This window comes from Asticcacaulis sp., assembly GCF_020217185.1.
Classification (GTDB): Bacteria; Pseudomonadota; Alphaproteobacteria; order Caulobacterales; family Caulobacteraceae; genus Asticcacaulis.
In genome coordinates this window covers 1-10,000 of sequence record NZ_JAIWNX010000211.1, presented here as the reverse complement: position 1 = coordinate 10,000, position 10,000 = coordinate 1, and the positions used below count along the sequence as shown (strand labels likewise).

Sequence of the window (10,000 nt, the reverse complement as noted above, 5' to 3'; positions counted from 1 at the left end):
TTGAGATTTGGCGTCAGAAGTGCCAAACAGTGCGCCGGTAAAACCCAAGGCCGATAAAAACCTAAGACCGGTAAAAACCAAGGTACGTGTGATGACGAACGAACAGGTCAACCCCATCCCCAACATACTGACGGCCACCCGGCTGGTGCTGGGGATCGCCATGTTTGTGCTGATGGCGGTGTCGGCGGATGCCATTCCGATGGTGTCGGTGATGCCGGACATGATCTTCGGACTGCAACGCTGGGCTTTTTATCTGTTTGTGGTGGCGGCGGCGACCGACTATCTCGATGGTTATCTGGCGCGTCGGCTGAACGCCGTTTCGGTCTGGGGCTCGATCCTCGACCCCATCGCCGACAAGATTCTGGTTTGCGGCACGCTTCTGGGCCTGTTCGCCATGCACACGGGCGACCCCATCTTCGTTCTGCCCGGCGCCATCATCCTGTTCCGTGAGTTTGCCGTCTCGTCCTTACGCGAAGCCACCGCCGGGCGCAGCCTGTCCCTGCCGGTGACCCTGCTGTCGAAGTGGAAGACCGCCATTCAGATGACGTCGCTGGGCGCGTTGCTGATCACCGAAAGCTGGGCCGCCTTCGGTTTGGAAAAGCTGCTGCCCCTGTGGTACGACCCCTTCTTCACCATCGCCTATCTGGCCCTGTGGTTCGCCGCCCTGGCCTCGATCTGGACAGGCGTGACCTACTTTATCCAAACGCGCCGCCAACTCTAGGCGCAGCCCTCAATTTGGCGATCTGGGGCGTCGGCGTCGCTAGGCTGTATTCATATACAGCCGTCGCTAGCCTCCTGCCATCTCATCCAAATTGAGGGCTGCGCGCCGTTCAGCAAGACGGTGTTTGTCTGCCTGATGAAAAAGTTAACGTGCTAACCGTCTTTCCAAACGCTTCGTTAACCATGTTTTGAGAGGCTTAAAGCCTGTATGGACTCATGGTGTCGGGCGGGTAATGGCCAAGAAAGAGAAACCCAAGAAGGAAGAGGCGCCGCCGGTTGACGGTGCCGAAGGCGAAGAGGGCGAAGCCCCAAAGAAAAAAGGCTTGCCGATCATGCTGATCGCCATTGCCGGTGGCGCGGTGGTGCTGCTGGGTGGGGGCGGGGCCGCGGCCTATTTCCTGTTCCTCAAGCCCAAGCCCGCTGCCGAAGCCGGTGCGCACGGCGAAGAGGCCAAGGGCGGCCACGGTGAAGAAAAGAAAAAGGACGACGGCCACGGCAAGAAGAAGGAAGAGAAGGGCGGCCACGGTGGCGGCGGCGAAAAGGTCGATCCCAAGACCCAGCCGGTGATCGCCGAGGGGCCGGACGGCATCACCTACTTCACCCTGCCGGACACGCTGGCCAATATCCAGACGACCAATGGCAAGGCGACCTATCTCAAGCTGAAACTGACCTTTGAAGTGGCGGACCATGAGACGGTCGAGCTGCTCAACCAGAGCCTGCCGCGTATTGACGACGTGTTGCAGGGCTTTCTGCGCGAGCTGCGCCCGGAGGACGTGACCGGCTCTCAGGGCAGTTATCAGTTGCGTCTGGAGATTCTGCGTCGCGTCAATCTGGTGCTGGCCCCGCATAAGGTCAATGCGGTGCTGATTGAGGAGATGCTGATTACCTGAATCAGGGTAACAGCAGGTTTCGGGTAAGAGTCGGGAAGCAGGCGTAAATGGCGGAAGTCGATCAGGAAGCCTTAATGGCCCAATGGGAGGCCGAACTGGCCGCCGAGGCCGAAGCGGCGACCGGCGGCGGGGGCGACGGGGGTGCGGGCGATCTGGCGGCCGAATGGGAAGCCATGGTCGGCGGCGGTGGAGGCGATGCGCGCATGGCCTCGCCGACCGGGGCTGAGCGCATCCTCAATCAGGACGAAATCGACAGCCTGCTGGGCTTCGACCTCAGCGACGACGATTACAATGAGCGGTCCGGCATCCGGGCCATCATCAATTCGGCCATGGTGTCCTATGAACGCCTGCCGATGCTGGAAATCGTCTTCGATCGGCTGGTGCGCCTGATGACGACCTCTTTGCGTAACTTCACCTCTGACAACGTCGAAGTGTCGCTCGATAATATCTCGTCCATCCGTTTCGGCGATTATCTGAACTCCATCCCGCTGCCGGCCATTCTGGCGGTGTTTCGTGCCGAGGAACTGGACAATTACGGGCTTTTGACCGTCGATTCCAACCTGATCTATTCCATCGTGGACGTGCTTTTGGGCGGGCGGCGCGGCACGGCGGCGCTGCGCATCGAAGGCCGTCCCTACACCACGATCGAGCGCGTGCTGGTGCAGCGCATGGTTGAGGTCATCCTGCACGACGCCAAGATGGCGTTTGAGCCGCTGACGCCGGTCAATTTCAATCTGGACCGTCTGGAAACCAATCCGCGCTTTGCCGCCATTGCGCGCCCGGCCAATGCCGCCATTCTGGTCAAGCTGCGCATCGACATGGAAGACCGCGGCGGCCGCGTTGAGCTGCTGCTGCCCTATGCGACGCTGGAACCCATCCGCAAGATGCTGCTTCAGCAGTTCATGGGCGAAAAGTTCGGCCGCGATAACATCTGGGAAAGCCACCTGGCCACGGAACTGTGGACGACTCAGATGGAAGTGCGCGCCGTACTCGACGAACAGCAGATGCCGTTGTCTGAGGTCTTGAACTTGAAGGTCGGTGAGACCATCGTGCTCAATGCAACGGCTGATTCTCCCATTGAACTGCGGTGCGGCACGATTCCGCTGACCAATGGCAAGATGGGACGCAAAGGCCACAATATCGCTGTCCGCGTCGATCACCCGCTGGCAGCCTCAACCAAGCGCCGATTGACGCAGATCAGGAAGAAGTAGTCCGCCCCCATGCCCGCCGCCGCCGGACTGATCATGGATATGGTCCTTATGGGCCTGCTGCTGGTGGCCCTGTGGTACGGCATGCGCCTCAATGCGCGCCTGAAGGCGCTGCGTAACGGGCAGGAGAGCTTCATCAAGGCGGTGGCTGAGCTGGATCAGGCGGCCATCAAGGCGCACGCCTCTTTGCGCGAACTGCACACCAATGCCGACGAGTCGCAGGAACTGCTGCACGGACGCATTCTGGCGGCGCGCGACCTGTTGTCGAAGCTGGAAAGCCAGATCAACCGCGCCGAACGCGCCCGCCGCGACCTCGAAGAGGTGAATGTCACCCCGGTGACGCGCATCGTCGAACCTGAGGCGGAGCCCCCTCTGTCGGTGGCGCGCAGCGCTCAGCGCGACCGTTGGGCCGGGGCGCGTGGGGCCGAAGGGCGTCAGACCTATGCCGGGCGCGGACGTCCGGCCTTTGAAGACGAGGATGAGGCCGATGAAGACCTCATCCTGCCGCTTTCGGGGCGTCTGCGCGACATGAATGACCGCCTGTCGCGCGGTCAGCGCCCCGAAACGCCGCCCGTCCCGCGTCCGGAGGTCGATGAACAGGCCGCCGTCAGCGCCATCGGGCTGGAAGCGATTAACGAAATGTTGAGAGCGTTCGCCGATCCTGAGGACCGTGAACCCCAGCGTCCGGCCCGCCGCCCCTCAGCGGAAACGCCGCCGCTGCGTACCGAAGGCCGCAGAAGCGCGCCGCCCGACCGTTCTGTGGCTCCGAATGTTCGTCCCGACTCTTTGCGGCTGTCGCGTTCGCGGCTGCCGTCGGCGCTTGATGACGAACTGTTTGACGCGGGTCAGGCGGCTGAGCCGGACTGGCCCGCTCCCCAAGCCGCAGAGGCGGCCCCCAAACCCGCGCGCCCCCTGTTCCGGCGGCTGCGTTGACCCGAGCGCATTCCGAAACGGAGTTCGGCGAAGCCAAAAGTGTGAAGCGGTTTTCGGATTCAAATGCGCGCTAAAGCAAACGCCTGAGTATGTGATTTATGGCCAATCATCTCCGCCTCCTGCCGCTGATCGCCGTTGCCGTCGGCGGTGTTATCGCCGTCCGTGCGGTCGGTTCCATCGAAGCCATGCCCGCCTTCCTCAAAAGCGCCACCGCCTGGGCCGAGGCCCCGAAAGCCGATGGTGAGGCCAAGAAGGGGGAGGCCAAGCCCAAGCCTGAAAAGGCGAACTCGGCGGATGACACGGCCACCGATGCGGCCGAATCCGCCGCCGGTTCGGTCTCCGGCGATGACAAGGCCCTGTCGGTGCTCGATGCGGCCCAGCCCGCCGCTGCCAAGGCCGCCCCGGTCTGCGCCACCTCGGTCGATGATCTGGCCAAACAGGCGGGCATGTCGCCCTCGGAACTGAAGGTCATTCAGGCGCTGGCGCAGCGCCGCGCCGAACTGGACGCCCGCGAAAAGCAGATGGCGACGCAGGAGCAACTGATCGCCGCCGCCGAAAGCAAGCTCGATGGCCGAATCAAGCAACTGGGCGACCTCAAGACCCAGGTGCAGGCCCTGCTCGATCAGGCCAACAAGACCGGCGACGACGACGTGGCGCGCATGGTCAAGGTCTATGAATCTATGAAGCCCAAGGACGCCGCCAAGGTCATGGAAACACTCAAGGACGATGTGCGCCTGCCCATCGCGTCGAAGATGAAGGAGCGCAATCTGGCGGCCATGCTGGCCCAGATGCAGCCCGACAAGGCGCGCGACCTTACCGAAAAGCTGGCCCAGCGCATGAAGAAGGCGGATGACCTGCAAAACCGTCTGGATAAGGTCAATGCCGCCGGTGGTGCCGCTGCGCCCGCGCCGGCCAAACCCGCCGCTCAGGCCCCGGCGAAGAAATAACCGGTGTCGTATGGCCTCCGGCGGGCAGGGGCACGGCCCCTGCACCCATATATTATACCTCCCCAACTTGTTGGGGAGGGGGACCACACGAGCCTGATGAGCGTAGCGAAATCAGGTGAGATGTGGTGGTGGGGTTTTGGGACGTTTCGGTGCGACCGTTAACCTTATGCAGCGTGTCCCCATATGTTTTTTGCGCTCCGCGCAGCGATTTACCATCGGTTACCCGACAAACTGACGGATCATTGACTCCAAAAATCAACCTTCGTTACCTCGGCGTTAACCCTGCCTTAAGCCCAATCAGGGCAAGGATTCGAGCGTCATGACGCGCCCACCTCACGACCTGTCACGGCTGAAAGCCGCGCTGAACGCGGAAACGCAGATGCGTTACCCGTCGCGCGAGGCCGCGTCTGCGGGGTTTACCGTGCGCAACATCCGTTTTGCCGCCGCGGCGGTGGCTCTGACCGGGTTCGGAGCCGCCGGTCTGGCCGTGTCGGCGCCGCTGGCCGATCAGGTGGCCGCCGCACTGGCCTCCAAAAGCGAAATCGACCTGCGTGTCGGGCGCAACGGCGGCGTCAGCCGCGTTGAACTCTATGGCTCCGTCGGGTCGCGCGCCTCGGTGCGTAGCGACAAGGGGCAGGTGGTCATCCGTCTGCCGGGGGCCAAAACGCCCGACATTGGCGACTTCCGCGTCAATCCGCCCACTGGCGTCAAGGCCGTGGACCTGCGCCGCGATGCGCGTGCCAGCGAGATCGTCCTGACCCTCGATGAAGGGGCCAAGGCGCGATTCGGGCGCTCGGACGGCGCGGTCTTTGTGCAGATCGACAGCAAAGACGATCACGGCGAAGCGGCGGAGGTCCTGAAAACCGTCGCGGCCGAAGACCGCAAGGCGGGTGAGCTGCCGCCCGCCCCGGTGGCCGAAACCAAGGCCAAGGCCGCCGTCCCCGTCGTCGCGCTCAAGCAGGTGCGCGTGCAGGACGGCGTGCAGCTCGATTTCCCCTTCCCGGAAGTCACCGGGGCCGCCGTCTTCCGTCGCGGCGAGGCCGTGTGGATGGTCTTTGACCGTGAGGTCGATTTCCGCCTTCCGGCAGGCCTGAAAGACGGCAGTCTCGTCACCGAGGCCAACTGGGTCAAGAATGACGGCTTTACCGCCCTGCGGCTGGTCGCGCCGTCGGCAACGGGCCTGTCGGTCGATACGGAGGGCGCAACCTGGCGCGTGCGCGTCGGCGGTCGGGCCCTGAACGGCGAAGCCAGCGAAGTGGCGGTCAAGCGCGATGACACGACGGGCTCACCCACCCTGACGCTCAATCTGGCCGGGGCCAAGCGCGTGGCGTGGATTCGCGATCCGATGGTGGGCGACCGCATGGCGGTCATTCCGGCCCCCGGTCCGGCCAAGGCCGTGCGCGACGACCGTTCGACGCTTCAGGCCTCGATTGCCGCCACGGCGCAGGGCGTGATGGTTGAGCGCATGACGCCCGACATCATGGTCACGGTCGAAGGCGACCGCGTGGCGGTGACGCGCCCCGGCGGCCTGTTGCTGTCGTCCAACGGCGAAGGGGTGCAAAAGCCCGATCGCGCGGGTTTCAAGCCGGCTTTGTTCCCGACCCTGCCGGACCCGTCGTGGAGCCAGATGCCGGAAGAGGGCTTCCTCAAGACCTATAACCGCCTTCAGGAGGCCGCCGCCGAGGAGCAGGGGGCCGGGGCCGAAGGGCCCTATGCGGCGCGCCTTGATCTGGCGCGTTTCCTGATCGGGCAGGGGATGAATTTCGAAGCGCAGGGCGTGCTCGACCTCCTGACCAAGAACAATCCGCGCAGCCTTGGCGATCCGCAGGTGCGCGGCCTCAAGGTGGTGGCCAAGGTGATGGCGGGCCGCCTGTCCGACGCGCAGGTCGATCTCGATTCGACGGCCTTGCAAAACGATCCGGCGGCCAATCTGTGGCGCGGCTATATCGCCGAACGCGGCCGCCATTACGAAGACGCGCGCAAGGCCTTTGCCGAGGGCGTGTCGGCCATGGAGGGCTTTCCGCCGGAATGGCGCACGCGCTTCGCCACGGCCAATGCCCGCGCCGCGCTGGCGCTGAAAGACACCAAGGCGGCGTGGGAGCTGATCGTCTATGCCGCCGGCCAGGACGTGCCGCCGCTCGACCGGCTTGAGGCGCAACTGGTGCAGGCGGAAATCATTGAGGCACAGGGCGACAAGGCGCGCGCCTACCGCGTCTATGCCGCCATCGCCAAATCGACCTCTGACCGCATCAATGCTCCGGCGCAGTTGCGCGCGGCGCGGCTTAAGCTGGAACTGGGCGAGGGCAAGCCTGAGGAAACGCTGCAACTGCTCAGTTCGCTGCGCTTCCGCTGGCGCGGCGATGAGACGGAACTGGAAACCATCCGCACCATGGCCGATATCTACCTGACGCAAGGACGCTATCGTCAGGCGCTTGAGGTATTGCGCGGGGCCGGGGCTTCCTTCTTCAACCGGCCAGATGCGGTTGAAATCAATGAGAAACTCAGCACAGCCTTCCGTAGCCTGTTCCTCGACGGCATGGCCGACGGGCTACAACCCATCGAGGCGCTGGGCCTCTATTTCGATTTCAAGGACCTGACGCCGGTCGGTGGCGATGGCGACGCCATGGTGCGCCGCATGGTCAAGCGTCTGGTCGAGGTTGATCTTCTGTCTCAGGCGGCTGATCTGCTGCAATATCAGATAGATAACCGTCTTCAAGGCGTTGCCCGCTCTCAGATGGCGGCGGACCTCGCGGCCATTCACCTGATGAATCGTCAGCCGGAAAAGGCACTTCAGGCCCTGTGGAAGACGCGCAACACCCTGCTCCCCAAGGCCGTCCTCACCGAGCGGCGGGTGCTGGAGGCACGGGCGCTGAATGAGTTGAACCGCCCCGATCACGCGCTGGAAGTGCTGGGTAACGATATGTCGCCCGAAGCGCTGGACGTGCGTGCTGACATACTGTGGCGGCAAAAGGACTGGGCCAAGGCCGGGGCGCTGCTGGAGCGACGTCTGGCGGACCGCTGGAAGAAGGACGGGGCGCTGGCCATCGGCGAAGAGGCCAATCTGATCCGCGCCGGGGTGGCCTATAGCCTGGCCAGTGACCAGAAATCGCTGGATCGCCTGTCGCAACGCTTCGGCAAATACGCCGATACGGCCCAGAATGCCGACGCCGTGCGCGTGGCGCTGGCTGGGCTGGATAACGGGCCGCTGCGCGCCTCGGACTTTGCCACCGCAGCCGCCCAGACCGATAGCTTCACCGCCTGGGTCGCGGCCATGAAGCAAAAGTTCCGCACACAGCCCGCGCAACCGGCACCTGCGGCTCCGGCGGCACCCGCCCCGAAGACCGCCTAAGCCTACTTCTTCAGTAGCGGGTCGATGTGCGCCGACAGTTCGTCGCTCTCATAGCGGCTGAGTTGCACCGTCTTGCCATTGATCAGGAAGGTCGGCGTGCCGGTGACGCCGTCTTTCAGCGCCTGCTGGTTCAACTCATTGAGCGTGTTCAAACCTGCGGGATCGGTGACGCAGCGGTTGAAATCGGCCTCGCTCAGGCCGGCCGATTGCGCGATGCGCAGCAGGACCGGGCGGGCATTGGCGTATTGTTCCGGCGCGCCGCCCTGATCCATTTCCGGCTGAGCCCGCATAATGGAGTCGATCACCGTCAGGGCCTTGTCGCGTGATACGCAGTTGGCCAGCATGTGCCCGGCGGCCGCGACCGCCGCATTGCCGGTCATCATGGGGCGATAGACGTAGCGCACCTTGCCCGTTTCGACATATTTGCTTTTGAAGGCGGGCATCATCTTTTCATTGACCTGCGCGCAGATGGGGCAGGCCACAGAGGCGTATTCGACCACCGTTACCGGCGCATCGGCCTTGCCTTCGCTCAGTTCATCGACCTTGATCGTGCCCTTCGACCCGGACTGACCGCAGGCGGCCAGACCCAGCATCAGGAATGCCGCCACCGTCTGGCGCAGCGTGGAAACGGTTTTGGTCATGAGGGTCCCCAAAGGTGCGACAGGTGCGTTTTGCCCTGTATCCAGAATGAGAATGGCGGCGAAAGTGTGACGCGCGCCTTCCCTGATCACATCCGCGTTATCATTGTCCGGATTCGCTTTGTGGCGAAGCTGTGGCCATGTAATATATCTGCATTCTCCGGTGTAACGGAGTTTAACGAACGCAAAGGTTTACGATCGCCAAACGAAAAAGCATAGCCGCCCTGAACAGATGCGCGGCCCCTGAATGAAGATGGAACGGCTCGATTTGACTAATCTTAAGCCGCCGTCTGCTAGTCGAAATCTCGGCCCAGCCCATATTTGCTTTACTTGCGATCAAGCCCCCGAAACCCAGACGATGCCACCCGTTTTTCAGGGCGCGTATCCTTTTGTCTCTAAACCCCCTCTCACTTTTGGAAAGGACGGACCGCGCCGGATGACGGCGGGCCGAAGACACCCATGAATCTCAATAGTCTCAATACCGCTCCCAAGCTCTCTGGCCGCTGGAAGGTCTATGCCCCGCTGGGTGCCGTGGCGCTTCTGGCGCTGTTTGGTCTGGCCTCGTGCGGGCAGACGATCCAGCCCGGCAATGTCGGCGTGAAGATCCGCACGCTGGGCCCCAATGCCGGCGTGGACAAGACCGCTCTGCCGTCGGGCTGGCACCTCAACCTGATCGGCGAGCGTATCGTCGAATTCCCGGCCATCCAGCGCACCTATACTTACACGCGCGAAAAGGATGAGCGCGGCCCGGAAAACGAAGAGATCAACTTCTCGGACAACAACGCCCTGCCTATGACGGCGGACGTGCAACTGGTCATGCGCATCGACGCGGGCAAGGCACCTGAGCTTTACAAGCGCTACCGCCTGACCTTCGATCAGATGTTCGAAGGCCCGATCCGTAACGACGTGCGCTCGGCCATCGCGGCGGAAACCGAACTGGTCAGCGTCGAGTTCCTCTATCGCGGCGGGCGTCAGCAGGTGATCCAGAAGGCGCTGGCCCGCGTCAATCGCAAGTGGGAGCCGCAGGGCGTCAATATCAGTCAGCTCGACTGGATCGGCACCATCCGCTACCCGCAGGTGATCCTCGACTCGATCCAGGCCAAGACCAAGGCCGACGCCGATGCTGCTGCGGCTCAGGCGCAGGTCGCCGTGGCCAAGGCGCAGGCCGACGCGAAGATCGAAGAGGCCCGCGGTCAGGCCGAGGCCAACCGCCTGATCGCTCAGTCGATCGCCGCCAGCCCCGGCGTGGTGCAACTGCGCGCCATCGAAAAGTGGGATGGCAAACTGCCTCAGGTGACCGGTTCGGCCACGCCGT

Annotated in this window: 8 protein-coding genes; 7 read left to right on the top strand and 1 reads right to left on the bottom strand. The window is 63.4% G+C overall.

The window, feature by feature from the left end:
* The first annotated feature begins 91 nt into the window (after positions 1-91).
* The 6 genes from pgsA (at position 92) to LDL37_RS10445 (ending at position 8,047) form a co-directional block, all read left to right on the top strand.
* Complete coding sequence (pgsA, locus tag LDL37_RS10470; RefSeq protein ID WP_126420434.1) at positions 92-721, top strand: CDP-diacylglycerol--glycerol-3-phosphate 3-phosphatidyltransferase; 630 nt, start codon at positions 92-94, stop codon at positions 719-721.
* A gap of 232 nt (positions 722-953) precedes the next feature.
* A complete protein-coding gene (locus LDL37_RS10465; protein ID WP_126420433.1) occupies positions 954-1,610 on the top strand; it encodes a flagellar basal body-associated FliL family protein in 657 nt (218 codons plus the stop codon).
* 47 nt (positions 1,611-1,657) lie between these two features.
* Positions 1,658-2,821, top strand: a complete 1,164-nt coding sequence (gene fliM / locus LDL37_RS10460; protein WP_013478935.1) for a flagellar motor switch protein FliM — start codon at positions 1,658-1,660, stop codon at positions 2,819-2,821.
* A 9-nt stretch (positions 2,822-2,830) separates the two neighbouring features.
* Positions 2,831-3,751, top strand: a complete 921-nt coding sequence (locus LDL37_RS10455) for a DUF6468 domain-containing protein (protein WP_290797766.1) — start codon at positions 2,831-2,833, stop codon at positions 3,749-3,751.
* A 98-nt stretch (positions 3,752-3,849) separates the two neighbouring features.
* Positions 3,850-4,698: a hypothetical protein gene (locus LDL37_RS10450; RefSeq protein WP_290797763.1), complete on the top strand. Its 849-nt coding sequence runs from the start codon at positions 3,850-3,852 to the stop codon at positions 4,696-4,698.
* Between the two features lie 319 nt (positions 4,699-5,017).
* Positions 5,018-8,047 carry a tetratricopeptide repeat protein gene (locus tag LDL37_RS10445; protein ID WP_290797761.1) on the top strand — a complete coding sequence of 1,010 codons (3,030 nt, stop codon included), beginning with the start codon at positions 5,018-5,020 and terminating at the stop codon, positions 8,045-8,047.
* 2 nt (positions 8,048-8,049) lie between these two features.
* Here LDL37_RS10445 and LDL37_RS10440 read toward each other — a convergent pair whose 3' ends face one another.
* Positions 8,050-8,688, bottom strand: a complete 639-nt coding sequence (locus LDL37_RS10440; protein WP_290797757.1) for a thioredoxin domain-containing protein — start codon at positions 8,686-8,688, stop codon at positions 8,050-8,052.
* Between the two features lie 456 nt (positions 8,689-9,144).
* On the opposite strand from LDL37_RS10440, the gene LDL37_RS10435 reads away from it, so the two are divergent.
* A partial coding sequence (locus tag LDL37_RS10435) for an SPFH domain-containing protein (RefSeq protein WP_290797754.1) occupies positions 9,145-10,000 on the top strand: 856 nt, incomplete at its 3' end.